Source organism: Streptomyces sp. NPDC111507 (genome assembly GCF_055638955.1).
The window spans coordinates 1-23,575 of sequence record NZ_JBVKBU010000038.1; the positions used below are offsets into that span (position 1 = coordinate 1).

The following is a 23,575-nucleotide window of genomic DNA, read 5'->3' on the forward strand; positions in this document are numbered from 1 at the left end:
AACCCGGCTAGTGCTGATGGTGGAAGTCCCCTGGGAGCGCTGCTCCCGGAGGCAGCCTGAGCTAGGAATCCCCCTGCTTTAGCTGGGGGAGGATGTCAATCGTCCGGACGACAGACCCCGCCGCCTTCGCGCGCGGCGCGCCACGTCACCCGAGGGCGACTGCGCTGCGCGCTTAAGGTGACGCCCGGAGGTGGAGCATGCGAGTGGGGTTGCACGCGCTCGGTATCGGTGACGGTGCCCGTCCCGAGGTGATCCGCGCGGTGGCCGCAGCCGCGGAGACACACGGCTTCGCGAGGCTCTGGTGCGGCGAGCACGTGGTACTCGTGGATGCGTCCGCCTCCCGCTACCCCTACTCCGTGGACGGCCGGATCGCCGTGCCCGCGGACGCGGACTGGCTGGACCCGCTGCTTGCCCTGACCTTCGCGGCGGCGGTCACCAGCCGGATCGAACTCGCCACCGGCGTGCTCCTGTTGCCCGAGCACCATCCGATCGTGGTCGCCAAACAGGCCGCCACACTCGACGTGCTCTCCGCCGGGCGGTTCAGCCTTGGTGTCGGAGTCGGCTGGTCGGCCGAGGAGTTCGCAGCGCTCGGAGTCCCCTTCGCCGGTCGCGGGCGGCGGGCCGAGGAGTACCTCGCCGCGATGCGCACTCTCTGGGCCGAGGACCCGGCTTCCTTCGCGGGGGAGTTCACCCGCTTCGACGCGATCCGGGTCAACCCGAAACCACTGCGCGGCGGCCGGCTCCCGGTCGTGGTCGGCGGCAACAGCGACGCCGCCCTGCGCCGCGCGGCCAGGCTCGCCGATGGCTGGTACGGCTTCAACGTCCCGGCGGCCGAGGTCCCGGCACGTATCGCCGTTCTCGCCGACGAGTGCGCCCGCCACGGTCGCGCTCTTGACGAGCTGACCGTCGCCGTCGCGCTGAGCGACGGCACCCCGGAGCACCTCCCCGCACTCGATGCGGCAGGCGTCACCGAACTCGTCGTCGTCGGCGCACCTCCACCCGCTCCCGAGGCGGCGGCCACCTGGGTCGCGGAAATCGCACAGACCTGGATGCGCCGCTAGGGCCTGTCCGGCTTGATCCGCCGGACGGGCCCTAGCTGGCGGACAGGTGCTCGAGTGTGCCGAGGAAGTCGCGGAAGGCCCGGTCGGTGCGGGTGGTGTCGCCGGTGGCGTCGAGGTCCATGAGGAGACCACGGATGACAGCGAGGACGAGCGTCGCGAGATCCGGTCGACCGATGCTGCGCAGGCCGTCCTCGAGCGGCCCGAGCCAGTCGGTCGTCGCGGTGCGCCGGAAGTCGGGCCACAACTGCTGCTCCGCGCTCTCGCGCAGCTGACCGAACATCCGTAGGTACGGCCGTCCGTCCGGGCCGGTGATGGAGGTCCAGGCGTGATCAAGGGTGGCCGTGTAGGGCTCGTCGGGTTGCACCCGCAGGAGGGCGCCGAATGTGTCGAGTTGGCGTTGCCGCGCGCGCCCGAGGACGGCCCGCAGCAGGGCGTCGCGGGTGCCGAAGTGATAAATCAGCATGCGGGCCGAGGTGCCGGTGGCGGTGGCCAGCGGCTCGAGCCGGTCGGGGAGGCCGTGCGCCAGGGCGTGATCAGCGCAGGCATCGAGCAGCCTCTCCTTGATGTGCGGTTGCGGTCGTCTGCCCACGGCGCGACTTTTTCACGTAACAGCAGCTACGTCTACCGTTGATCGAAAGGCAGTCGAGGCAGCCGTGGAGGTAGCGATGAGGGTCGTGTTCGTGCATGGGGCGTGCGTGCGGGACGGGTCGTGGTGGTGGCACCGCACCGCCGATCTGCTGCAGGAGCGAGGGGTGTCGAGCGTGGCCCCGGCGCTGCCGAGCTGCGGCGAGGCGGGCCTGCCCGGCGGCGTCGGCGGTCTGGGGCTGTCCGAGGATGTTGCCGCGGTGCGGCAGGTGCTGCAGGCCGGCGACGAGCCGACCGTCGTGGTCGCCCACAGCTACGGCGGCATCGTCACCGCGGAAGCCGCCGCGGGAATCGGGTCGGTGCGCCACCTGCTGCTGGTTTCCAGCTACCTGCCCGAGGTCGGGCAGAGCCTGTCGGAGTTCGGGGACGGCGGCCCCGCCCCGTTCCTCGACGTCGACCCCGACGCCGGCACGTTCGGGGTCCGCCCCGAGCTGCTCGTGGACACGTTCCTGCAGGACTGCGACCCCGAGGTCCAGGCGCAGGCGGCGGACCACCTCGCCCGGCAGAGCGTCCAGGTGACCGGGCAGTCGGTCGGGGCGGCCGCATGGCGGCAGGTGCCCTCGACGTACCTCGTCTGCGCTCAGGACCGGGGCACCCCGCCGCGCCTGCAGCGCGAGTTCGCCCGCCGGGCCGGCAGCGTCGTCGAACTCGACGCCGGCCACCACCCGTTCCTGTCCCAGCCCGCCGCGGTCCGGGACCTGCTGCTGAGCCTGTGACGGCAGCCGCGGACGAGCCGGGCCGGCGATCCGAGGACCTCAAGGGCCGTCTCCCCTGACGCGCGGCCCTCCAAGGTCAACCGCTTGGCGTTGTTCTTTCGCTGGAAATGGAGCCCACGGGCCTTCCTGCATGTGGCGCGGATCACGTCGGGGGGAAAACCTGCGGCGCGACTCGGGCGTCTAGCCGGTGTGAGATCAGTCAGGAAGGCACCGCGCGCGCTGGACGAGGAACAGCTCGTCCGGCTGGTGGCGAGGGGTGACCGCGCGGCGTTCGAGGAGTTGTACCGGCGTACCGCGCCGTGGATGGCCTTGCGGCTGCGCCGTCGCTGCGCCGACGAACAGATCGTCGCCGAGGTCATGCAGGAGACGTACCTGGCGGTGTGGCGCGCGGCGGGGGCGTTCGCGGGGTCCTCGACGGGCGGGACGGCAACCGGATGGCTGTGGACGATCGCGGCGCGCCGCCTCGTGGACGCCTTCCGGCGCAGAGCCCACCACGCCGAGCCGCCGGCGGCCGCCGCTCTCCCCGACGCGGCGCCCGCCGCCGAGGAGGAGGCACTCGCGACGACCGTCGGCGGTGACGTCGGCGACGCGCTGCGGCACCTCGCGCCAGAACTCAGACAGGTACTGCAGGCCATGGTGCTCGACGGGCTTTCCGTCCGGGAGACCGCGGTCCTGCTCGGACTGCCCGAGGGCACGGTCAAGACCCGTGCCCGCCGGGCCCGTATCGAGATGCGGAAGGCGCTGGCATGAGCGGGGAACACGCGTCGACGCGGATCATCGACGGTTACGCACGCGGCGGCACGGACCTCGCCGCCGACGAGGTCTGGGCCCTGGAGGCCCATCTGGAGGCGTGCGGGGTGTGTCGTGACCGGCTGTCGGCCGCCGTCACCTTCGAGGTGCCCGCCGTGGCGGCGCTGGTCGGTACCGTGTGGTCCCACCTCGAACCCCAGCTGGCCGCCACCGCCACGATGCCGCACCGACGGCGCCGGTCGGCGTGGTTGTCGAGGTGGATGACGCCCACGATGGTGCCGTGGCTGGCCATGGTCGTGAGCGTGACACTGCTCGCGCTCCTGCTCGACCTGGTCGACACCGGCTTCGGCGAGGTGTCGCTGGTGCTGCTGCTCGCCCCGATCCTGCCCGTCCTCGGCGTCGCGGCGTCGTGGTCGCGCGGCCTGGACCCGGCGTACGAGCTGACGGCCTCCGCGCCGAGGGCGGGGCTTTACCTGGTGCTGCGGCGCACCGCGTCCGTGCTCGCCGTGGTCGTCCCCGCGCTGCTGGTGGCCGGGTGGACGACCGGTGTGACGGCCGGGCAGTGGCTGCTGCCCTGTCTTGCCTTCACCTCGACGACCCTGGCGCTCGGCGGTCTCGTCGGCGTGACCCGCGCCGCTGTCGCGCTGGCTGCCGTGTGGGTCGCGGCGGTCCTGGCGCCGACCCTGGCCACCAGCCGCACGGCCTTCACCCTGCAGACGGGCAGCCTGCCCGTGTGGGGACTGCTCCTCGCGCTCGGCACCGCTGTCGTGATCGCACGCAGGGGCGCGTACTCCGTGCTGGGAGCTCATCGATGACCATCGGAAAGGAACACCACACCATGTCCGCGGCAAACGCGGCCGACATCGCACCGACGGCCTACGCCTGGCAGATCCAGGCCACCGGGCTGAAGGTCAAGGTCGGCAGGAACCGGATGGCCGTCGACGGGCTCGACCTGTCGCTGGGCACCGGCGTGCACGGCCTCCTCGGCCCCAACGGGGCGGGCAAGACCACCCTCATCCGGACGCTGGCCACCGTACTGCGCCCCACCGAGGGCACCCTGGAGCTGCTCGGCGAGTCCGCGGGCGGCATGGGTGAGCATCGTGCGCTGCGCCGCCGTATCGGCTACCTGCCGCAGGAGTTTGGCTACTACAAGCGCTTCACGGTGCGCGAGTTCGTCGAGTACATGGCGTGGCTGAAGGAGGTGCCCAAGGCGGACATCCCCGCCGCCGTGCAGCGCGCCGTGGAGAGAGTGGGTCTGGCGGACCGCGCCGACGAGAGGATGAAGGCCCTGTCGGGCGGCATGGTGCGCAGGGCCGGCATCGCCCAGGCCATCGTCAACGACCCGACGATCCTGCTCCTGGACGAGCCGACGGTCGGCCTGGACCCGGCGCAGCGGCTGCGTTTCCGCGAGCTGCTGCAGGAGTTGGGTACGGACACCTGCGTGGTCGTCTCGACCCATCTGGTGGAGGACGTCGCCGCCGCCTGCACCGACGTGGTGCTCATCGCCGAGGGGCGGCTGGTCTTCCAGGGCCCTCCGGACGAGCTGGCCTCGGTGGGCGGCCCCGAGCACGTGGGGGACAGCCCCCTGGAGCGCGGCTACTCGGCGCTGCTGCTCAACCCGGAGCAGGGAAGGGGCACCTGGTGAACGTCCGCGTCCTGCGTATCGAGCTGAAGCGCTCCGTCGCCCCGTGGGCCGGCGCGATGGTCCTGGCGCCGGCGCTGGCGTTCCTGTACCTGATTCCCGGATCGTGGTGGACGGGCACCACGGCGTGGACAGCCCAGTGGACGTCCATGGCCCTGGGGACCCGCTCCCTGTTGTTCTACCTGTGGCCGCTGGCCGTGGGGCTCGGGGCGCTGCAGGGCCTGCGCGACCACCGCTCGAAGATGTCCGAGCTGCTGACGAGCACGCCGCGGCCCGCCCGGCACCGTGCGGCCACGCTGGCCGGCGCGACGGCGATCACGCTGACCTCGGCCTTCGCGCTTCTCGTCCTCGTGGGCGCGGTCCAGGTGGTCGCCCACACCGAGTACACCCACCTCGGGTGGCTGCCGATCTCGCTGGTAGGGGCACTCTCTCTCGTCGCGGGGGCCGTGCTGGGCATGGGGGCCGGGCGGGCCCTGCCGTCCGTGCTCACCCCGCCCGCGCTGGCCATGGGCGCCTTCGTGTTCACAGCCCTCATGCAGATGTCGTTGGGCCGGACGGAGACGACCACGGCGACGGGACTCTCGAGCACGGAGCCGAACCAGGTCTCCCTGCTGTCACCGGCGGTGGGCGAGGTGCGCGACACACTCGTCACGCTCTCCGCCTCCGTTCACGTCGGGCAGACGATCTGGCTGCTCGCCATGGCCGCGACCGGCTTCGCGCTGCTGGTCGCCGCGACCCCGCGCGCCCGGATGCTCGCCCTGACGCCCGTCCTGGCGGGCGCGGTGATCGCTCTGCTCGTCCTCCCCTCCGACCCGCGCCGGATGTACGTCGTCGACCAGGCCGCCGCGGAGCTGGTGTGCGACGGCCCGGTGTGCGTGACGAAGACGCAGCAGGCACGACTCGCCGACCTCGCCGGTCCCGGCAAGGAGGCGCTGCGCCTGCTGCACGGGGCCCTGGGCAGCCAGGCGCCGGTCTCGGTCCGGGAGAACACCGCCGTACTGCCGCAAGGCTCCACACGGCAGTGGTCCCGCAAGACCGTGCTCTTCGACTTCGACGACGACATCATCGCCGCCGCGAAGGGCGAGGAGCTGACCTGGGCCCTGATCGCCAAAGGCATGGTGCCAGGGTGCGCCCCCGTCGGCTGGAGCAGTTTCGGAGGAGATGAATTCGCGCAGACCGTCGCGGTGGGCTGGGTCCTCGGGGACCTCGGACCGCTTCCCGGCACCTGGTCAGCGAGTATGCGCCGCGAGGTCGACGCCGAGACCCGCCCGGTGTGGAAGAAACTCAAGGCGCTGCCAAGGGCCGAGCAGCTCTCGCGGATCAACGCGATGCGCGCCGCCGCGCTCTCCTGCAAGGGCGACGCGTTCGCCGCGCTGAAAGGCGGTGCGTCCCGGTGAGATGGCTGACGCTGTACGCGCGCTCGCGTCAGGTACCCGCGTCGCTCGCCGCGGTGGTGATCAGCGCGGTGGCGGTGTGGGCACTCGCCCGGGACGGCAGCGGGGTGATCGGTGATCCGCGGCTGCCCGTGCTCGCCCTCGCTACGGGGGCGATGGCGGCCTCGATCGGGCTCAGCGGGCAGGACCTCGCGCTGGACCGGACGGCCGCGATCCGCTGGGTGCCCCGCAGGGCGGCACACGTGCTGCTCTGCGGCGCGGTCGTGGGCGCGGTGCTGCTGACAGTGCAGGCGATGGGCGAGGACATGGCCGCTACCGCGTTCGTCGTCCGGGACAGCGCGGGCCTGATGGGACTGGTCGCCCTGGGCGCGGCGCTCTCGGGCGGCCAGTACGCCTGGACGCTGCCGTTCGCCTGGCTCTCGTTCTCGTTCTTTGCCCCGCCCCCGACGAGTGCGCCGATGCGGGTGGCGAGCTGGATGCTGCTGCCGCCCGGCACGGCAGCGGGCACCTGGACGGCCCTGGTCCTCTCGGTGGCCGGCACCGCGGCCTACGCCGTCGCGGGACCGAGATGGTGACCGATCGGTCAGCGGTGTCCGCCCACGTGCGGGGGGCGGGGTGGGGCGGGCACCGCCGGGCTACCCACGGCTGGATGACGGGCGACTGCAGAGTCGCACTGGCGCCCCCGCACTCGCCGATCGGCTGACGGTCACCAGTACATGACCGACGCGTTCCCGGAACCCCACGTGGAGTACATCCGGACACGGAGGACATACCGGCGTTGCTTGAAGAGTTTGACCTCGAAGCGGCCGTTGCGGTCCGCGCCGCTGTCGTCCTCGCCGGTGACGTAGTGCAGGTTCTCACCGTCGGCTTCCTCGAAGAGGACCATCTTCACATCGGCGTCCCCGAAGGTGCTGAACTGGTACTTCTGGCTCTTCTCCGGGATCACCTCATAATCGGCCTGCTTTCCTGAGCCGAGGCTGAGGACAGCCGATTGGAACGGCTTCAACTCGTCCATGTGAGGAGCGAGCGGCGGATACCACGTGTTCACGTACTCTTTGTCCTGATCGGACAGTTTGAGCGGGGAAGGAATGCCGTTCTGATAAGCCTCCGGTCGCTTGATCAGGCCGGGCCCGAACCCGTATTCCATGATCGACTTTACGTCCCACTGTGAACCGCTCACCTGGTCCGTGGAAAGTTTGCGGATGATGTTTTGGTAGGTCGTCTCCGGTGGCCAGAAATTGGGCGAACCGGCCATGTACGCGTAGACCTTCTCCTCGTCCCACTCGATGCCGGCGAACGGATTCTGGTGCTCATGGCAGAAACCGATCGCATGCCCTATCTCGTGCCTGACCGTGGCCTTCCCGTAGGGCGACGTCGGGTCCCACCCGAAGTTCATCGTGGCTTCTTCGGCGCTGATGCCGAGACAGTCCGTGCCGACGTACGACCAGGATCCGTCGTCGGCAAAGGCGATCCGGATCTCCGAGTCCGCAGGGCTGTCCTCGGGACGGAACTGCAATCCGATGCCAAGACGCTCCCACTCCTCGAAACCGTTGTGGACCTCGGTCAACCACGCCTTCGGCACACCGTCGTCGGCGCCGTCGAGGAAGCTGTAGCGCAGTTGAGTGCCGTTCACCCACTTCGCATGATTGGCCAGTATCGCCCTGGTCCGCGGAAGACTGAGGTCCGAGGGCAGCACGGGTATTCTCTGCGGAGGTTGGGCGCAGTACCGCTGAGCGTCCTTTTCCTGCTGAGCAGTCATGGTGATGTTCCTGACTTAGTTGCTTGTGGCGGGGGGCGAGGGGCGGGGGCTCACGCGTCCACGTTCACGTTCACGCCATCGGGACAGGCGTACTGGTCGTGCTGGCGCATCGTCACCGTCTTCCAGGCACCGGTCGAGTCGATACCCAGGCAGGAGTCGAACGGGTACGACACGACGGGAGGCGGCTGCGCCGCCGCGGCATTGGCGTCACGGCCGCCGGGCTCCCGTCTTCATGGACTGTCGAGTCGGGCCCGCTCCAGACGTCCTTCTCCGTTGCCTCCTGGAGCGGTTCGACAGCTGGCTCGAAGCTCTGGAGCGGTGCCGGGACACTCGTCGGTTGATTGTTGGACATAGCGAAACACCCCATCGTTTCTGCTGATGCCGGCATTTCCCGGTACGCGGCCGGGTCGAGAGCTATTGACCGTTGAAAGGCCATTCCTGACCTGGCGTAGGATTCTGAAACGTTCGACGGGTGATTACAGTCGGCGAATCCCGGTCGAACCAATGCCCCTGATTCGATGCTGCTCCAGATTTCGCTGTTGTGCATCCCGGGGAACCGCGTTCACCACGGGTTTTCGGGCTCCGGCGGTTTGATGGAACTTTCACACGATCCCATTCAGGGCTGTCCGGATGTCGCCGACGGCCGTTGTGGAAGCTTTCGAACTCCCGCAGCGCGTGGAGCAGATGGCGCTGGTTCCAGATCAAGGTCCGGTTCAGCATCTCGCGGCGGCAGGTGTGCACCCGCTTCTCCTTGAGTGAGTTCATCCGCGGCATCCCGAGGCCGCCGAGCACGACCTCGATCCCCGCATCTCTCTCCGTGCCCCAGGCGATGTGACCGTTTCGAAGAAGTCGCACGGCAGCAGGGCCTCGGCCTGGGAGCGTGGGGGAAGTCCGCTCAGGTGCGAGGAGCGCCCGGTGCGCGGCCGGCCTGGGCGCTTCGGCCTGGACGTCTGCGCGTACCGACGTCTGACCGGGTCGCGGTGCCGACGCAGCACCGTGTCCGGGCGCACCAGCAGCCGCCACCTCCGCGCGACGTCCAAGGGCAGCGGGCACAGCAGCGCCGCCGGGAACGTCCGGTCGCTCGGAGTGAACCGCACCTTTCCTGCGCCGAGTTGGCGCTCCAGCACCGCGGTCCGATGGCGCGGGGCGAGGATTTTCGCGCCGTTGTCACGATCCCTCATCGGCAGCAGGCGCAGCGTGGCGACGCGTTCACCACGCCCAGACAGGTCAGTCGGAGCAGCGCGGTCGATTGTCCTGCTGCGTGAGGCGCCAGCCGCGCGAGAACGCCGACTCGAGCGGTCCGGACCCAAGGGCGCTACCAGATCAGGCACCAGTAGTTGCCGGCCTGCCCAGTGCCGACCGATGTGAGGCCCGTTGGAAGCTGCGCCGGGTCCGGCTCGCCGACGGCCGCCAGTGAACAGGCAGGATTGCCGACTACTCCTGCGGCGGCCATGCGCTGAGCAGCGGCCGTCGCTGCCGCGCTCGTGTACCACCGTGTCGGCGAGGGTGACGGCGACGGCGGCACGGGGGGCGGGGGCGATACCGATGGCACGGGCGGCACAGGCGGCACAGGCGGCGGGGACGACGCGGGCGACACGGACGGCGACGGCGGCACGGGCGACACGGACGGCGACGGCGGCACGGGCGACACGGACGGCGACGGCGGCACGGGCGACGGCGACGGCGGCGGGGGTGGCGTGGACTTGGGCGTAGGCGGCGTTGGTGCCGGCTTCGGTGTTGTCGTCGGCGGCTTGGGCGCAGAAGGCCGTATCGGTGTGGGCCCGGGCGGGAGCGGCGCGCCCAGTGTGGGTGTGGGCTTTGCTGTTGCTGTTGCTGTTGTCGGTGGTTTGGGTGATGGAGGCTGCGTGGAGGTGGGCGAGGGCGTGGGGGTGGGCTTGGGCAGGGACGGTGCAGGCGGTTTCGGCGTGGGCTTCGGCACTGCTGTTGCCGACGGTTTGGGCATGGGGAGCCGTGTTGCTGGTGGCTTCGGTTTCGGCCCGGACGTGGGGGCCGTCGCCGTCTGGTGGGGCGTCGGCTGAGGCCGGTTGCTCGAGGGTGCCGATGGGCGGGGATGAGCCGTGGGTGTCGGCTTGGGCTTCGGGGTGCGTGTAGACGTGGGCAGTGTTACGTGCGACGGCGTGGGCCGAGCGGCTTCATGGTCGGGCGTCACTGTCGCCCACACGCCGACGCCGATGCCACCGGCGACCAGCACGGCGGCACCGCCCGCGATCCAAGGGGCTCGACGGGATGAGCGTCGGTGACGGTTCATATCTCTTACTGTCTGCAAGGGGTGGCGGTACCGCCACTTGGGTGAGTGGCGTCGGGGTTTCCAGCTGATGAGGGACACGGCCCTGAGAGCCGGTTGTCGCGATGAGCCGGTTGGGCCGTCGGCGAGACACTGGAGGCGCTGGAGCTCGGTGCACGAGACAATCTCGAGAGGGCGGGCCGGGGCCAGCAGGCGACCGGACGGCAGACACTCCGTCCGAGGAACGGAGGGCACGCCTGCATGCCGGACAGCACCGGCCGCAGTGACCATCACGACCAGCGGCAGTCCCAGGCAGTCCACCACGACGTGCCGCTTGCGCCCGCCCACCTTCTTCCCGTCCCCTCACGCTGATGCCGCCCGTAGCGTCGTCTCCAGCCAGTAGGCCTGCGCCGTTGCTCACCCGTCGGCTGGAGGACAGTGCGTTGCCCGGCCTGCGACTTCGCGACCTTCCTCCTACGGCATTGCCGACCTAAACCCCTTTCGGGCACCGTCGAAACGATGGTCAAAGCGGCGGCGCGCAGCCGATAGTTATGTCCTTTCCGTCGACCGGTTCAGACATAGGGGGAATGACGTGCGCAAAATCTTGCGCGGGGTCGCCGCGTTGGCGACCGCGGCGACCGCCGTCGTGGCGATGTGCGGCGCGGCGGAGGCGAAGCCCGCTGAAGGCGACTGGAATGGTTGCCCGTACGGGGCCGTCTGTATCTGGGGCCAGGACCGCAACCCGTACCTCGACCCCCACCCGACCAACGTGTACTGGAGCTACGGCGCCCACAACCTGAGCAATCAGTATGGCGACCATTACGTCTTCAACAACCAGTACGGCGGCGCCAGCATGAGCCTGTGCACCGGCTACAACGGCGTTGGCTGCCACGTGGCGCTCAAGGTGCAGGAAATCGGAAGCTTCAACCTGACGCCCTACAACTCGGTCACCCTCAACCGGTAGCTCATCCACCGTCCGGGGGCGCATTCGAGTTGTTGTGGAAGCACGGACATCCGCGCTCGATGCGTACCTGTCGCATGGCTGTCCGCTGACCGGTCCAGGTATCGGGAGGAGTGAGGAAGAGGGGGTGGGCTCGGCTACATGCTGGGCCTCAGCGGGCCGTCACACGGTGATGACGACCTTCGAGCGCGCGTGCTCCACTTCGAGGTACCGAATGGCCTCGGGTACTTCACTCAGCGGGTAGGTCCGGTCGATGACTGGGGTGAGTTTCCCAGACTCGGCGAGTTCTCTCAGCGCTGCCAAGTTTTCCTTGCTCGGCGTCGCCGTGAGGATGAGCAGCCGCTGGTGGACAAAGTGAGACATCACTTGCCCCTTGAGGATGAGACCCATCGGCCCGATAAGACTCCCGCCTTCGGATACGCCCCCACCGGAGAGAACGAGCCTCCCCGTGGGTGTCAGGGCGCGGCGGCACTCGGTCAGCGAATGGTTCCCCACCAGGTCGAACACGACGTCGTACCGCCGTCCGTTCCGGGTGAAGTCTTCCCGGGTGTAGTCGATGAGGTGATCCGCGCCCATCGACCGGATCAGTTCTGTGTTTCTCGTACTGCACACGCCGGTCACTTCCGCGCCGAACGCTTTGGCGATCTGTACGGCGAAGGTGCCTACACCACCTGACGCACCATTGACCAGTACCTGCTGTCCCGGCTGTACCTGTCCCAGGTCGCGCAGGCCCATCAGTGCGGTGTTCCCCGCCAGCGGCACCGCGGCCGCCTGCTCGAACGACAGGCCGGCTGGTTTCGGCTCCACCACGTTGTCCTGGGCACACACGTACTCGGCAAATGCCCCGTCGACTTCACCGAATACCTCGTCACCGGGACGGAACCGCTTCACGTTCCTGCCCACCGCTTCCACCCGACCCGCGAAGTCCGTGCCCCGGATCTTCGTCTTTGGGCGGCTCAACCCGAGCACCAGGCGCGCCAGGTACGGGTCGCCCCGCATGAGGTGCCAGTCGCGGGCGTTGACCGCGGCCGCGTGGACTCGAACCAGTACGTCATGGTCGGCGACGACCGGCTTGTCGACCTCCCTGAGTTCCAAGACGTCAGGTGAGCCGTACCGGTCCTGGGCGATCGCCTTCATCGGGCCTCCACGGCATACGAGTTCGATGTGGATGGGATCGGCTGACCGGAAGTTCAGCAGTACTCATGACGGTAGGCGAGCGACCTCGGTGCGGGCATCGGGGCGAATCCCTAGGTGACGCACAGAACCAGGTGGCGACGGGGGCTGGTCTTGTGTCCCGGGACCATTGCTGAACGTAGCCGCTGTGGTGACCTGAAGGCCACCAAGGTGACAGCGACTGTTCCGGTCTTGTCGATGACGTCGGCGAACTCCCAGGCGAGGTCCGCGTCCAGGGCGTACGCGCACAGCAACATGTCCGGCTGATGCGGGGGTTCGGGCATCTGGTGGATCCCGACGCCACGTTCGTGACGAACTGCGCCTGCCCCCACACATCCTGGGCGCCACTGCCGTCAACCGACTTCCGCTGGCGGGTCGACGACGTGCGCCTGAGAGGGGATCACCCGGCGGGCTGATGTCCCCGGACGAGCGGGGCGTCGAACGTCCGCGTGCGATCGGGCTCGCTGTACAGGGGGAGAGCGACCTGCTCGGCTCGGTGGCTCCTCAGGGTGCGCTGTCGACGTCCATGGCCGCCGGGTTCAGTGACGCCAGGAGTTTCAGGAGCAGTGAGTGGGCCTGTTCCTGCTCCGTCGGTGTGAGTACTTCCAGGGCTTCGGCGTGGGCGGCGTCCACGGCGGCGCCGGCCTCGGCCGCGAGCCGCAGGCCGGCCTCGGTGGCGTGCAAACGGTGAGTGCGTCTGTCGCCGGGAGCGGTCCGCCGTTCCAGGAGCCCCCGCTCGACCAGCCCGTTGACGGCGGTTCCCATGGACTGGGGGGTGATCGCCGCCCGGCGCGCGGCGGTCGCGCTGGTGACGCCCGGGTCGAAGGCGGCCTGCACCAGGGCGCTGTTCTGGGCGCGGGTCAGCTGGAAGGGGCGCAGGCTGCGCTCGATCCGGGTCGCCATGATCTGGCCGATCTGCCAGGCCACATAGCCCGTACGCCGGTCGGGATGTTTCACGTGGCGGACCCCTTTTGTAAGGCAGCTGATTGTGGTGTACAACAGATTATCAGCTGACTTCTATTCTTCCTATCCTTCGAGGATCCTGCCTCTGATGTCCCAGCACGCCTCCACCCGACAGCACCACAAGCACGCCCTGGACGTGGCCCATGCGCCGCCGCGCCCCGGGACCCCGCGCGCCGTCCTGGTGCCCGTGGCGGTCGTCCTGCTGATCGGCACCGTGTTCGTCAGCGTCTACCTCGCCGCCTTCCACGCGCCGCGCCCCCACGAGCTGCGGGTGGGTACCACGGAGATCGGCACCCATCAGGCAAGCCTGCGCCAGGACCTGGCACGCGCCGTCCCGGACGGCTTCACCCTGGAGACCTACCCCGACGAATCCGCCGCCCGGCGTGCCGTCCAGGACCGGTCTGTCTACGCGGCCTACCTCGGCAAGGGGGATCTGCTCTATGGCAGTGCCAACGGAGCCGCCGTCACCGGCACCGTGACCACCGCGTTCGGCTCCGTGGCCCGCGCGGAACACCACCGCCTCTCCGTCGAGGACGTCGCCCCGGCGTCGGCGGGGGACACCCGGGGGCTGTCGGTCTTCTACGCGGCGTTCGGCCTGGTACTGGCGGGATACCTCTTCGGTATGACCACCTACCAGCTCGCCCCCCGCCTCCAGTACCGCTGGCGGATGGCCAGCCTGGCGCTGTTCGGCGTGGCCGGCGGCGTACTGGTCTCCGTCATCGCCGGAAGCACCGGCTTCGGCGCCCTGCCCGGCCCCTTCCTGCCCCTCGCCCTCGTCGTCGCGCTGATGGGCGCCGCGGTCGGCGCCACGACCATGGTGCTGCTGCGCCTGTTCGGCTCGGCCGGCGTCAGTCTCGCCTCGATCCTGCTGCTGATCCTCGGCAACAGCAGCAGCGGCGGCATCATGCCCGCCGCCTACCTCCCCGCCTGGCTGCGCCCGCTGTCCGAGATCCTGCCCGTCGGGGTCGGCGTCCGCGCCATGCAGGGGCTCTCCCGATTCCAGGATGACGGCCTGGCCCGCGCCCTGGTGATCCTCCCGCTGTGGGTGCTGGGCGCTGCCGCCGTGCTCTACCTCAAGGACGTCTTCCGACGCGAGGCCGTGAGCCGCGTGCCGGACATGGTCGAGCCCCAGCCCGCGGCGGCCTGACAGGGGACGCTTCCGCACCCGGCCGTGGCGGTGACGGTGACGGGATGCGTGGGGCGCGCAGCCGGGACTCGGCTGCGCGACACGTCAGGATCGATGAGCCTGCCGTACGAAGAGCGGGGCCACCGGCCGAGGGTTCCGGGACGGCGCCGGACGGCGGTGCCCTTCAGTCGGCCCGGATGAAGCGGGCCATCCCGATGGACTTGGGCGCCCTGTCGGTGAACCCGAACTTCCGGTAGAGATGGTGGGCGTCGCCGTCGGCGATGAGGGAGACGTACGAGAGAGCCGGTGCGCGGCGTTCCAACTCGTCGTTCAGGGCCTGCATGATGCGGCGGCCGAGTCCACGGCCCTGGTGCTCGGGCAGGACGCAGATGTCGACGATCTGGAAGAAGCATCCTCCGTCACCGATGATGCGGCCCATGCCGATCGGATCGCCATCGTGGACGGCCACCACCCCGTACCAGGTGTGGGCCAGCCCCACCGCCGCGCCCTCGGCGGACTTGTCGCTGAGGCCGGAGTGGGTGCGGAGCCGGCGGTAGTCCGCCACCGACGGGACGCCGGGGCGGACCTCGTATGCGCTGGGATCGGGCAAGGCGGTTCCCCTTACGGCTCGGTTACGGCTCGGTGTGACGCGGGGCGTAGTGGCCCAGGAACATGTCGGCCCCACCCGTGATCAGACGGTCGGTGAGATCGTCGTCGATGTCGGTGCCGTAGGCACTGAAGACCAGGTAGGGGAAGACCAGCAGGGAGTAGAGCTGGAGCACGGCCACCTCGATGTCGGGGACGTCGAGCCGGCCCTGTGCGACCAGTTGCCGGAGTGCTCCCGCGACGGCGGGGTGGTGGCGCTCGGGTCCGGCGTCGTGCCAGCCCCTGCCGAGTTCGGGGAAGCGGTGCAGTTCGCGGGCGACGACGTTCCGCAACGCGAGGATCTCCGGGTCGGCGCGGATTCCGGCCACCCAGGCGCGGGCGGCGGCGATGAGCGACTGACGCAGGTCGTCCGAGTCGGCGAGGCGGGCGACGGCGCCGGCGAGGGTGCCGCCGAGCGGGGCGTCGAGCGAGTCCTTGACGACCCCGATGAACAGGGCTTCCTTGCTGCCGAAGTGGTTGTAGACCGTCACCTTGGACACGCCCGCCTCGGCGGCGATGAGATCGACACTCACGTCGAAGCCCTCACGCAGGAAGAGCTCGCGGGCCGCTTTGAGGATGGCCAGTCGCTTGGCCTCGGCGCGCGGTCCGGCGGGGGGCCGCTTGACGTCCTTCGTGCTCATGCGACGAGTCTACCTACATGTGAACTGAACGGTTGAGTTCATATGAACTGAGCCGTACAGTTCACTTGGCCGGGCTCGTACCGAGCTCGTCGTGGCCCGGCCGCACTTCCCCCTTCCGTATCGCACGCTTGGAGGAGTCGTCGTGACGCACAGCACCGCTGACGCGCACCACGCGTCCGCTTCGCACCCCCCGGCCGACCCGCGCCGCTGGCTGATGCTCGTCCTGCTCTGCCTGGCCCAGTTCATGCTCATCCTGGACGTCACCGTCGTGAACGTCGCCCTGCCCGACATGGCCTCCGACCTCGACCTCGGCAGGCAGGCGCTGACCTGGGTGGTGACCTCGTACACCCTGTGCTTCGGCGGGCTGATGCTGCTCGGCGGGCGCCTCGCCGACGTGTTCGGCGCCCATCGCACCGTCCTCGCCGGGATCGCGCTGTTCACCGCCGCGTCCCTGGTCACCGGGCTCGCCACGGGCGCGCCCATGCTGCTCGGCGGGCGGATGTCCCAGGGCATCGGAGCCGCCCTGCTCTCCCCGGCCGCCCTCTCGATCGTCACCGCCTGCTTCCACGGCGCGGAACGCAACAAGGCACTCGGCGTCTGGGCCGCCGTCGGCGGCGCCGGATCCGCCATCGGAGTGCTGCTGGGCGGGGCGCTGACCGACGGGCCCGGCTGGCAGTGGGTCTTCTACATCAACGTGCCCGTCGGTGTCCTCGCCCTCGTCACGCTGCCGGGCCTGCTCCCGGCCCGTCCGCCGCGGCCGGCCCGGCTCGATCTACCGGGCGCGCTGCTGGTCACCGCGGGCACCGGGTCGCTCATCTACGGCCTGGTCAAGGCGGGCGACACGGGCTGGAGCGGAGCCGCCACACTCCTGTCGCTGCTCGCCGCGGTCGTGCTGTACGGGGCGTTCGCCGCGGCCGAACGGGTCGGCGGCGCTCCGCTGATGGACCTCCGCATGCTCACCCGCCGTCCCGTGGTCGCGGGCGCGTTCCTGCTGCTGATCGCCACCGCGCTGCTGATCGCGTTCTTCTTCCTCGGCTCGGTCTACCTGCAGCACGTACGCGGCTTCAGCCCGCTCGGGACCGGCCTCGTGTTCCTGCCCGTGGCCGTCGCCACCGCCGTCGGCGCCCACCTCGGATCCCGGCTGGTCGGCCGGATCGGCAGCAGGGCGACCGCCGTGGGAGGCATGCTGATCGCGGCGGCGGGCACCGCGCCGCTGACCCGGCTGTCGCACGACGGCAGCGTGTACGCCGGCCTGCTGCCGGGCCTCGCCGTCGCCTCACTCGGCCTCGGGGCGGTCTTCGTCACCGCCACCACCACGGCGCTTGCCATGGTCGCCCACGAGGAGGCCGGGCTCGCCTCGGGCGTCGTCAACACCTTCCACGAGGTGGGGGGTTCGATCGGCGTGGCCGTCCTGTCCACCGTCGCCGCCGCGGGCGTCGAGCACGGCGCGATCGACGGATTCACGGACGCGTTCACGCTCAGCGCCGTCGTGGCCGCCGTGAGCGCGGGCGTCGCCCTGTTCCTCGTACCGCGCGGCAGGCCACGGACGACCGGCGGTCCGCATGTGCACTGAAGCGCCCGCGCGGCAGCACCATGCAGCGAGCCGGCCGACGGCTCCTGGGCGGCCGGTCGACGGCTCCGCGCACAGCGAAGGGAAGTTCATGGTCAGTGCCGAAGCCCGCGTCGAGACCGGGCGTCCGAGTCGGTACCTCGTCCAACTCTGCAAGCACTTCGACAACAAGGGCCGACACCTGGGGCATCGGCCGGGCGCTCACGACGGTGACGGCGACGCGGCGGCGCTCAAGGAGACGCGGGAGGTGGCCGCCCAGGCCGAGGTCGAGTGGTCCGAGTCCGAGGGGACCGTCGTTCTTCCCTGGGGGCGGTGTGCGCTGCTGGCTCGCCCGGGGGCGCTGGCGGTGCGGGTGGAGGCCGCCGACGAGGAGAACCTGCGGCGGCTCCAGGAACTCGTGGGCGGGCATGTCGAGAGGTTCGGGAGGCGCGAGCGGTTGAAGGTGGAGTGGCGAGGTGGCCAGGCCTCGACGGCTGTTTCCGGCAGCCCGGCCCGTGGTGCGGCTTCCACGAGCGCGGGGGCGGTTTCCGCGACCGGCGGGGGAGTCACCAGGCGTCGATGGGCCGCCAGGACGACGGCTGTCGCGGCGGTCGGCGTACTGACCGTTGCCGTGCACCTCGGGCCGGGCGCGGTCCTGTTCGCCCACTGGCGGTGGACCGGCTGGGTGGCGAGCCTCGTCCTGGCCGTTGTCCTGGTGAAGATCACCGTACGCATCGGCCTGGGCCGCTTCGCCGTCCGCCTCGGCAGGGCATCCATCGGTAGGGCATCCAAGGGCGGCTGACACCCGCGTCGGCGCCACGTGATCCGGCTGCTGGTCAGGGTGGGGTGGAAGCAGGACGTGCCCGGCCCCGACGGCGGTGACGCCAGGGCGGGGCGTGACCGCTCCAGGCGCCCCTCGGCGGCCGAGGGAGCCCGGAACGGTCAACGGGTACCGCGGATCAGAGCCGGTCGAGGATGCTCCGGAGTTGCTTGACCTCGGCGGACTGGCCCGTGACGATGGCGTCGGCCATCTTCTTGGCGTCGGCGTGCCGGCCGCTCTTCTGCTCGGTCTTCGCCATGGCGATCGCGCCGTCGTGGTGGTCGATCATCATCTGGGCGAACATCTTGTCGAACTCCTTGCCCTGCATGGCCTTGAGTTCCTTCATGTCCTTGTCGGACATCATGCCGTCGCCGCCCATGTCCATCCCGGGCGTGTCGCCCGTGGCGGTGGGCTTGCCCCAGGACTTGAGCCAGCCCGTCATGGTCTTGATCTCGGGATCCTGAGCCTTCTCGATCTTCGCGGCCAGGTCCTTGATCTCCGCGTCGGAAGCGCGGCCGTCGGCCAGTTCGGCCATCGCCACGGCCTGCTCGTGGTGGGGGATCATCATCTGCGCGAACGTGACGTCCGCCTGGTCGGCGTCACCGGCCTCGGCGGCCGCCGTCGCTGTGGCCGAGCTCTTGCTGCCGCCGTGGTCCATGCCGCTCATGCCGCTCGCGCCGTCGCCGTCGCTGCCGCAGGCGGAGAGCATCAGGGCCCCCGCGGCTACGACGCCGACGGCCGCGATACGGCGGACGGGCTTGCGGTGGAGGTGTTTGCCGTGAAAGGCGCGTGTGAAGGCAGTCATCGTGAACTCACCTCGTGTGTTGGTTCTGGCTGTGTGGGCGTACGCGTCGTCGCGGGAGCGCGCGTGGTGCGCGTCCGCGAGGGCGGTTCGGCCTACAGCCGCAGGACCGACAACTCGGTGAGATCAGGGCCGCGGGGTGGGGGATTGGGCCGCAGCATGACGGGCGCCTGGGCGAGGAGCTTCGCCAGCCAGTCCGGACGGCGGGCGAGGGCCTTCCTCAGCAGTGCGGTGAGTACCCACGCACCGAACATCACCGCCACGCACAGCGAGACCATGTCCATCGCCATGGCCGGTCTGTCCTTGGAGGACGTGTGCGTGGAGTGCGCGGCGCTGCCCCGCTCCGGTGATGCCGGAGCCCCCATGGGGTCGTGGGCGGCCACCACCGTGGACATTGTCGAGACCTGGGCCGCGGGGCTCATGCCGTCGCCGGGCGGCTGGTCGGGGTGTCCCACGGTGTGCATGACGAACACGCCCAGCGCGAGAACGACGACGAGCAGCAGGTGCCCGTAGGCCCCTCCCGCCCGTACGTATCGGTTCACGTGCACGTCGGCAGTCTCCGTCTGTGATCGCTGCGGACCGGCTGTCCGACAGTATCGACTGGCTTTCCGACCATATCGAAAGGGAGTGGGGTGTGCCGTCGTGGGGGCAGGGTTCCGGACGGCGGGGCGTCCTTCACCCGGTCGGGCCAGGGCACGTCAAGGCGGTGTCAACGTCCACGTGACCGGCGCCAAGGATGCGTCAAGGGTCGTGCCGGACGACTCACGGAGGGGCTTCGGTGGGGGGAAGTACCCCTTCCCGTCGGAGAGTTGATCTTCAGTGAGCGGAGCGCGTCGGCTGCGATGAATGACGGACCGACCGAGATGAGTGATGTGCGGACCGGCGGGGGTGAGGTACGGACCGCCGTGGGTGACGTACGGCCCGGTCGGCTGAAGGTCTATCTGGGGGCGGCCCCGGGGGTCGGCAAGACCTACCGCATGCTCGACGAGGCGCGCCGCCGGGCGGCACGCGGCGCCGACGTGGTGGTGGGGTTTGTGGAGTGCTACGGCCGCCCGGGCACGGAGGCACTGCTCGACGGTCTGGAGGTCGTACCGCGTGCCCGCTGCGCCCACCGCGGCGGGGAGTTCGAGGAGATGGACCTCGCCGCGGTCCTCGAGCGCCGGCCGCAGATCGCGATCGTCGACGAGCTGGCCCACACCAACGTCCCCGGCGACGGCCGCAACGCCAAACGTGGGCAGGACGTCGAGGAACTGCTCGCCGCCGGGATCGACGTCATCACGGCCCTCAACATCCAGCATCTGGAGTCCCTCAACGACGTCGTCGAGAAGATCACGCGGATGCCGCAGCGCGAGACGGTGCCCGACGAGGTCGTACGACGGGCGCAGCAGATCGAGTTCGTCGACATCACGCCGGAGGGACTGCGTCGTCGGATGGCGCACGGCAACATCTACGCCCCCGAGAAGATCGACGCGGCCCTGGCCGACTACTTCCGGCCCGGCAATCTGACCGCGCTGCGCCAACTGGCCCTGCTGTGGGTGGCCGACCGGGTCGACGAGGCACTGCAGTCGTACCGCTCGGAGCACGGCATCGGCGGGGTGTGGGAGATCCGGGAGCGGGTCGTGGTCGCCCTCACCGGCGGGCCCGAGGGGGGCACCCTCATCCGGCGGGCCGCCCGGATCGCCGACCGGTCGGCGGGCGGTGACCTGCTCGCCGTGCATGTGACCCGCAGCGACGGTCTCGCCACCGGCACCTCGCACGCCTCACTCGCCCGGCAGCGGCGGCTGGTCGAGGACCTGGGCGGGAGCTACCACTCGGTCGTCGGCGACGACGTGCCGTCCGCCCTTGTCGACTTCGCCCGCGCCGAGAACGCCACCCAACTCGTCCTCGGTACCAGCCGCCGCGGCCGCATCGAGCGTTTCCTCACGGGACGAGGCACCGGCGAGACGGTCGTCGAACTCTCCGGCGACATCGACATCCACACGGTCACGCACGAGCGCGCCGGACGCGGCACGCTGCTGCCCTCGCGGCGGCGCACCCTGTCGACCGCGCGCCGGATCGCGGGCCCGGTCGCCGGGCTGCTGCTGCCCGTGGCGCTCACCTTCCTGCTGAATCCGGACACGGCCCGCGACAGACTCAACCTCACCAGCGAGGCGCTCCTGTTTCTGCTCACCGTGGTGGGCGTGGCCTGCATAGGAGGGGTCGTCTCGGCGGTGATCGCCTCGGTGACGGCGTCCTTGCTGCTCAACTACTGGTTCATCCCGCCCGTCGGGCAGTTCACGCTCGACGATCCCAACGCGCTGCTGGCCCTGGCGGTCTTCGCGGTGGTCGCCGCCGTGGTCGCCGGTGTCGTCGACCGGTCCCTGCGCCTGTCGCGGCGCTCGGCCCGCGCCACCGCCGAGGCCGAGACCATGTCCTCGCTCGCCGGCAGCATCGTGCGGGGCGGCGCCACGATCCCGGCGCTGGTGGAACGCACACGCGAGACCTTCGGCATGGACTCGGCGGAACTGGTCGACGAGCCGCCCGTAGGCAACGACGCGACGGTCGTGCCCGCGGGCCCCGGCGCCTTCCTCGTCCTGCGCGGGCGCCCCCTGCCCTCCTCCGAGCGGCGCGTGCTCGCCGCCTTCGCCGCCCACGTGGGATCCGCCGTCGAACGCGCCAGGCTCGCGGAGGCCGCCGCCGAGGTCGAACCGGTCAGGGCCGCCGACCGGATGCGTACGGCGCTGCTGCGCGCGGTCGGCCACGACCTGCGCACGCCTCTCGCGGCGGGCTGGGCCGCGGTCTCCTCGCTGCGCAGCCGGGATGTCGACTTCTCCGACGAGGACCGGGACGAACTTCTCGCGACCGCGGACGAGTCCATGGCCAAGCTCAACCGCCTGGTCGAGAACCTCCTCGACCTCAGCCGCCTTCAGGCGGGCGCGCTCACGCTGAACCTGCGGGCCACCACACTGGAGGAGGTCCTTCCGGCGGCGCTCGCGGACACCCCCGAGGTGGTGGTCGGGGACCTGGAGGAGATCCCGGCCGTGCTGGCCGATCCGCCGCTTCTGGAACGCGTGATCGCCAACCTCGTCGGCAACGCGGCCCGCCACAGCCCCGCGGACCGCAAGGTGCTGCTGACCGCGAGCACACACGCGGGCCGCGTCGAAGTCCGTGTCGTCGACCGCGGCCCCGGCCTGCCGCCGTCCCTCAAGCTCTCGGCTGCGCCCGAGCAGGGCGGCACCCCCGCCCACGACCGGCTCTTCGAGCCCTTCCAGCGCCTCGGCGACACCGACAACACCACGGGCCTCGGCCTTGGCCTGGCCCTGTCCCGGGGGCTGACCGAGGCGATGGACGGCACCCTCACCCCGGAGGACACTCCCGGCGGCGGTCTGACGATGGTGCTGTCGCTGCCCTTCGCCGAGCGGGTCGATCTTCCCAGTGATACGCAGAGCGTAGGAGGCGGCGTATGAGCGGGGGCGTACGAGTCGTGAAAGCGGCGTACCAGGGCTCGGGCCCGAGGTCGCCGTGGCAACCGCAGGAGGTGACGGTGTGATGACCGGCTATTCGCTCCGGGACCGGCTCGCCCTGGTGGCGGGCCTGGTGGGCCCCTTCTTGGTGGCGCTCGTCCTGGTGCCCTTCCGCACGGATCTGTCGCGTACGAACGCGGCGCTGATCCTGGTCGTGGTGGTGGTCGCGGTCGCCGCCCTCGGCAGCCGCACGGCGGGGGCGCTTGCGGCACTGTCCGCGGCGGCCTGGTTCGACTTCTTCCTCACCCGCCCGTACGAGACGTTCGACATCCATACCTCGGCCGACATCGAGACGGCGGTGCTGCTGCTCGTCGTCGGCGTGATCGTGTCCCAGCTCGCGGCCCGGGCCCGCCGCCTGGAGGTCATCACGGTGACGGAGGCGGACTATCTCGCCCGCGTCCACGAGACCGCCGAGCTCGCCCAGTCAGCCAAGTCCTCCGACACCGTGGTCGACCACGTCCGCGGTCAGCTCACCGAGCTGCTCGGCCTGCGCGGCTGCCGCTACGAGTACGGCACCCTGCTGGGGCAGCCGCCCCGGCTCGAGCAGGACGGAAACGTCGCGGTCGGCCACCGGCGCCGGGACGTCGACGCCTGCGGCTGGCCGGACGGCGAGATCGAACTGCGCACCTACGGCAACGGCCACTACCTGGGCCGCTTCATGCTCACCCCCGGCCCGGGCCCCGTACCGCCGCTCCAGGCCCGTCTGGTGGCGGTCACCCTCGCCGACCAGACGGGCGCAGCCCTCGACACGGCCGGGCGGTAGGTACCCGCAGAGTCACTGAGCGCAGCCGAGCTGGAGCCGCGCGGGAGTCGTGCGGTGCACACGGTCGTCAAGGTCCGGGGCTTCGACGCGAAGAAGGCACAAGGAATGATCGAAGCAATCGGGGACGGACAGAACCTGGGCGCACCCGCGCATCGCCTCACCGCACTCACGGGTCTGGCCGCCCTGTCGCTGGACGCGATGGCCTCGGTGGCGTACGGGCCCGAGGCCATCGTCCTGGTGCTGGCGGCGGCGGGCGCGCACGGCCACGGCTTCACCGGGATTCCCGGAGGATGCCCTGGCCTTCAGGCCGGGGAGGAATCCGGTTTCCCGCGGAGCGGGGCAGGGGAAGCCGGATCGCCGCTGGGTGATCCGGCGTCCGGCCGGGGAGCGGTGAGGGCGACCTCCAGGAGGTGGAGG

At 70.5% G+C, this 23,575-nt stretch carries 25 protein-coding genes; 15 read left to right on the top strand and 10 right to left on the bottom strand.

All coding sequences use genetic code 11. From position 1 onward, the window contains the following. Positions 1 to 197: 197 nt before the first annotated feature. Positions 198 to 1,061 carry an LLM class F420-dependent oxidoreductase gene (locus ACZ7M2_RS51770; protein WP_471601260.1) on the top strand — a complete coding sequence of 288 codons (864 nt, stop codon included), beginning with the start codon at positions 198 to 200 and terminating at the stop codon, positions 1,059 to 1,061. A gap of 31 nt (positions 1,062 to 1,092) precedes the next feature. On the opposite strand, the gene ACZ7M2_RS51775 is transcribed toward ACZ7M2_RS51770, so the two are convergent. Continuing rightward, entirely contained in the window at positions 1,093 to 1,650 is a 558-nt protein-coding gene (locus ACZ7M2_RS51775; protein WP_471601261.1) for a TetR/AcrR family transcriptional regulator, read from the bottom strand. A 76-nt stretch (positions 1,651 to 1,726) separates the two neighbouring features. On the opposite strand from ACZ7M2_RS51775, the gene ACZ7M2_RS51780 reads away from it, so the two are divergent. From ACZ7M2_RS51780 to ACZ7M2_RS51805, 6 genes are all read left to right on the top strand, one after another. Then, positions 1,727 to 2,422 carry an alpha/beta fold hydrolase gene (locus ACZ7M2_RS51780; protein WP_471601262.1) on the top strand — a complete coding sequence of 232 codons (696 nt, stop codon included), beginning with the start codon at positions 1,727 to 1,729 and terminating at the stop codon, positions 2,420 to 2,422. A 189-nt stretch (positions 2,423 to 2,611) separates the two neighbouring features. Next, positions 2,612 to 3,172 carry an RNA polymerase sigma factor gene (locus ACZ7M2_RS51785; protein ID WP_471601263.1) on the top strand — a complete coding sequence of 187 codons (561 nt, stop codon included), beginning with the start codon at positions 2,612 to 2,614 and terminating at the stop codon, positions 3,170 to 3,172. After that, on the top strand, positions 3,169 to 3,987 hold the full coding sequence (locus ACZ7M2_RS51790; protein WP_471601264.1) for a zf-HC2 domain-containing protein: 819 nt from the start codon (positions 3,169 to 3,171) through the stop codon (positions 3,985 to 3,987). The genes ACZ7M2_RS51785 and ACZ7M2_RS51790 overlap by 4 nt, the downstream gene beginning before the upstream one ends. Next, positions 3,984 to 4,817, top strand: coding sequence for an ABC transporter ATP-binding protein (locus ACZ7M2_RS51795; RefSeq protein ID WP_471601265.1), 834 nt, complete (start codon positions 3,984 to 3,986; stop codon positions 4,815 to 4,817). Before ACZ7M2_RS51790 ends, ACZ7M2_RS51795 begins: the two co-directional genes overlap by 4 nt. Next, positions 4,814 to 6,211 carry a hypothetical protein gene (locus tag ACZ7M2_RS51800; RefSeq protein WP_471601266.1) on the top strand — a complete coding sequence of 466 codons (1,398 nt, stop codon included), beginning with the start codon at positions 4,814 to 4,816 and terminating at the stop codon, positions 6,209 to 6,211. Before ACZ7M2_RS51795 ends, ACZ7M2_RS51800 begins: the two co-directional genes overlap by 4 nt. Next, positions 6,208 to 6,783, top strand: coding sequence for a hypothetical protein (locus ACZ7M2_RS51805; RefSeq protein WP_471601267.1), 576 nt, complete (start codon positions 6,208 to 6,210; stop codon positions 6,781 to 6,783). Before ACZ7M2_RS51800 ends, ACZ7M2_RS51805 begins: the two co-directional genes overlap by 4 nt. A gap of 131 nt (positions 6,784 to 6,914) precedes the next feature. On the opposite strand, the gene ACZ7M2_RS51810 is transcribed toward ACZ7M2_RS51805, so the two are convergent. Both ACZ7M2_RS51810 and ACZ7M2_RS51815 read right to left on the bottom strand, forming a co-directional pair. Next, a complete protein-coding gene (locus ACZ7M2_RS51810) occupies positions 6,915 to 7,967 on the bottom strand; it encodes a M12 family metallopeptidase (protein ID WP_471601268.1) in 1,053 nt (350 codons plus the stop codon). Positions 7,968 to 8,017: 50 nt separating this feature from the next. Continuing rightward, entirely contained in the window at positions 8,018 to 8,140 is a 123-nt protein-coding gene (locus tag ACZ7M2_RS51815) for a hypothetical protein (RefSeq protein ID WP_471601269.1), read from the bottom strand. Positions 8,141 to 9,451: 1,311 nt separating this feature from the next. On the opposite strand from ACZ7M2_RS51815, the gene ACZ7M2_RS51820 reads away from it, so the two are divergent. Together ACZ7M2_RS51820 and ACZ7M2_RS51825 are read left to right on the top strand one after the other, a co-directional pair. Then, positions 9,452 to 10,006 (top strand): hypothetical protein, encoded by a 555-nt coding sequence (locus ACZ7M2_RS51820; protein ID WP_471601270.1) that lies wholly within the window; start codon positions 9,452 to 9,454, stop codon positions 10,004 to 10,006. 798 nt (positions 10,007 to 10,804) lie between these two features. Continuing rightward, positions 10,805 to 11,176: a hypothetical protein gene (locus ACZ7M2_RS51825; protein ID WP_471601271.1), complete on the top strand. Its 372-nt coding sequence runs from the start codon at positions 10,805 to 10,807 to the stop codon at positions 11,174 to 11,176. A 159-nt stretch (positions 11,177 to 11,335) separates the two neighbouring features. On the opposite strand, the gene ACZ7M2_RS51830 is transcribed toward ACZ7M2_RS51825, so the two are convergent. The 3 genes from ACZ7M2_RS51830 to ACZ7M2_RS51840 form a co-directional block, all read right to left on the bottom strand. Continuing rightward, complete coding sequence (locus ACZ7M2_RS51830) at positions 11,336 to 12,310, bottom strand: NAD(P)-dependent alcohol dehydrogenase (RefSeq protein ID WP_471601272.1); 975 nt, start codon at positions 12,308 to 12,310, stop codon at positions 11,336 to 11,338. A 110-nt stretch (positions 12,311 to 12,420) separates the two neighbouring features. Continuing rightward, positions 12,421 to 12,630, bottom strand: coding sequence for a hypothetical protein (locus ACZ7M2_RS51835; protein WP_471601273.1), 210 nt, complete (start codon positions 12,628 to 12,630; stop codon positions 12,421 to 12,423). Between the two features lie 220 nt (positions 12,631 to 12,850). Further along, complete coding sequence (locus ACZ7M2_RS51840; RefSeq protein WP_471601274.1) at positions 12,851 to 13,303, bottom strand: MarR family winged helix-turn-helix transcriptional regulator; 453 nt, start codon at positions 13,301 to 13,303, stop codon at positions 12,851 to 12,853. Positions 13,304 to 13,397: 94 nt separating this feature from the next. Between ACZ7M2_RS51840 and ACZ7M2_RS51845 the strand changes: the two genes are divergently transcribed. Further along, a complete protein-coding gene (locus tag ACZ7M2_RS51845) occupies positions 13,398 to 14,456 on the top strand; it encodes an ABC transporter permease (protein ID WP_471601275.1) in 1,059 nt (352 codons plus the stop codon). A 163-nt stretch (positions 14,457 to 14,619) separates the two neighbouring features. Here the strand turns inward: ACZ7M2_RS51845 and ACZ7M2_RS51850 are convergent, their stop codons facing one another. Together ACZ7M2_RS51850 and ACZ7M2_RS51855 are read right to left on the bottom strand one after the other, a co-directional pair. Beyond that, complete coding sequence (locus ACZ7M2_RS51850; RefSeq protein ID WP_471601276.1) at positions 14,620 to 15,045, bottom strand: GNAT family N-acetyltransferase; 426 nt, start codon at positions 15,043 to 15,045, stop codon at positions 14,620 to 14,622. A 22-nt stretch (positions 15,046 to 15,067) separates the two neighbouring features. Further along, on the bottom strand, positions 15,068 to 15,721 hold the full coding sequence (locus ACZ7M2_RS51855) for a TetR/AcrR family transcriptional regulator (protein WP_471601277.1): 654 nt from the start codon (positions 15,719 to 15,721) through the stop codon (positions 15,068 to 15,070). A 142-nt stretch (positions 15,722 to 15,863) separates the two neighbouring features. Between ACZ7M2_RS51855 and ACZ7M2_RS51860 the strand changes: the two genes are divergently transcribed. After that, positions 15,864 to 17,294: an MFS transporter gene (locus tag ACZ7M2_RS51860; RefSeq protein ID WP_471601278.1), complete on the top strand. Its 1,431-nt coding sequence runs from the start codon at positions 15,864 to 15,866 to the stop codon at positions 17,292 to 17,294. An 88-nt stretch (positions 17,295 to 17,382) separates the two neighbouring features. After that, positions 17,383 to 18,072 (top strand): DUF2218 domain-containing protein, encoded by a 690-nt coding sequence (locus ACZ7M2_RS51865; RefSeq protein WP_471601279.1) that lies wholly within the window; start codon positions 17,383 to 17,385, stop codon positions 18,070 to 18,072. Positions 18,073 to 18,229: 157 nt separating this feature from the next. On the opposite strand, the gene ACZ7M2_RS51870 is transcribed toward ACZ7M2_RS51865, so the two are convergent. Both ACZ7M2_RS51870 and ACZ7M2_RS51875 read right to left on the bottom strand, forming a co-directional pair. Beyond that, positions 18,230 to 18,895: a DUF305 domain-containing protein gene (locus ACZ7M2_RS51870; protein ID WP_471601280.1), complete on the bottom strand. Its 666-nt coding sequence runs from the start codon at positions 18,893 to 18,895 to the stop codon at positions 18,230 to 18,232. A 92-nt stretch (positions 18,896 to 18,987) separates the two neighbouring features. Further along, a complete protein-coding gene (locus ACZ7M2_RS51875) occupies positions 18,988 to 19,440 on the bottom strand; it encodes a DUF6153 family protein (RefSeq protein ID WP_471601281.1) in 453 nt (150 codons plus the stop codon). 357 nt (positions 19,441 to 19,797) lie between these two features. Between ACZ7M2_RS51875 and ACZ7M2_RS51880 the strand changes: the two genes are divergently transcribed. The 3 genes from ACZ7M2_RS51880 to ACZ7M2_RS51890 all read left to right on the top strand — a co-directional run. Beyond that, entirely contained in the window at positions 19,798 to 22,338 is a 2,541-nt protein-coding gene (locus ACZ7M2_RS51880; RefSeq protein WP_471601282.1) for a sensor histidine kinase, read from the top strand. 82 nt (positions 22,339 to 22,420) lie between these two features. Next, positions 22,421 to 23,158, top strand: a complete 738-nt coding sequence (locus ACZ7M2_RS51885; RefSeq protein WP_352052190.1) for a DUF4118 domain-containing protein — start codon at positions 22,421 to 22,423, stop codon at positions 23,156 to 23,158. Between the two features lie 105 nt (positions 23,159 to 23,263). Next, positions 23,264 to 23,575, top strand: a 312-nt coding sequence (locus ACZ7M2_RS51890) for a hypothetical protein (RefSeq protein ID WP_471601283.1), incomplete at its 3' end; no start/stop codon positions are given.

Coding starts and splice junctions, on each gene's coding strand:
- ACZ7M2_RS51845 (WP_471601275.1), top strand. CDS start 13,398: ATGTCCCAGCACGCCTCCACCCGACAGCACCACAAGCACGCCCTGGAC.
- ACZ7M2_RS51830 (WP_471601272.1), bottom strand. CDS start 12,310: ATGAAGGCGATCGCCCAGGACCGGTACGGCTCACCTGACGTCTTGGAA.
- ACZ7M2_RS51870 (WP_471601280.1), bottom strand. CDS start 18,895: ATGACTGCCTTCACACGCGCCTTTCACGGCAAACACCTCCACCGCAAG.
- ACZ7M2_RS51770 (WP_471601260.1), top strand. CDS start 198: ATGCGAGTGGGGTTGCACGCGCTCGGTATCGGTGACGGTGCCCGTCCC.
- ACZ7M2_RS51810 (WP_471601268.1), bottom strand. CDS start 7,967: ATGACTGCTCAGCAGGAAAAGGACGCTCAGCGGTACTGCGCCCAACCT.
- ACZ7M2_RS51885 (WP_352052190.1), top strand. CDS start 22,421: ATGACCGGCTATTCGCTCCGGGACCGGCTCGCCCTGGTGGCGGGCCTG.
- ACZ7M2_RS51865 (WP_471601279.1), top strand. CDS start 17,383: ATGGTCAGTGCCGAAGCCCGCGTCGAGACCGGGCGTCCGAGTCGGTAC.
- ACZ7M2_RS51795 (WP_471601265.1), top strand. CDS start 3,984: ATGACCATCGGAAAGGAACACCACACCATGTCCGCGGCAAACGCGGCC.
- ACZ7M2_RS51790 (WP_471601264.1), top strand. CDS start 3,169: ATGAGCGGGGAACACGCGTCGACGCGGATCATCGACGGTTACGCACGC.
- ACZ7M2_RS51780 (WP_471601262.1), top strand. CDS start 1,727: ATGAGGGTCGTGTTCGTGCATGGGGCGTGCGTGCGGGACGGGTCGTGG.
- ACZ7M2_RS51835 (WP_471601273.1), bottom strand. CDS start 12,630: ATGCCCGAACCCCCGCATCAGCCGGACATGTTGCTGTGCGCGTACGCC.
- ACZ7M2_RS51855 (WP_471601277.1), bottom strand. CDS start 15,721: ATGAGCACGAAGGACGTCAAGCGGCCCCCCGCCGGACCGCGCGCCGAG.